General features: G+C 63.1%; 1 pseudogene. It reads left to right on the forward strand.

Features of this window, described 5'->3' with window-relative positions:
* A pseudogene (locus EN804_RS35565) lies at positions 1–339 on the forward strand (Na/Pi cotransporter family protein); the annotation flags it as partial.

Genomic DNA, 339 nt, shown 5'->3' on the forward strand with positions numbered 1-339 from the left:
GGAAACCACGCTCTTGATCGTTCTGGTGCTCGGCGCCGATCTCCGTGCCGCGGTGCCGCCGGTACTGGCGACGCTGAAAGCCCCGATCGCGGCACGCCGGGTGACGGTGGGAAATCTCGTCGTCAGGGCCATCGGCTGCCTCGCTGCGCTGCCGCTCGCCGGATATGCCGCGGCCCTGCTGGACATGTCACCCTTTTCGCATGCGAATCTTGCTGTGGATGCGCATCTCGCCTTCAATTTTGCTGTTGCCGCCTTCGCGTGGCCGCTCTCGCCAGTGCTTCTGCGAGTAACGACGATGCTGCTGCCAGACAGAGAGAGCACCGAAAACAATCACAGCTA

This window comes from Mesorhizobium sp. M8A.F.Ca.ET.161.01.1.1 (assembly GCF_004792105.1).
GTDB lineage: Bacteria > Pseudomonadota > Alphaproteobacteria > Rhizobiales > Rhizobiaceae > Mesorhizobium.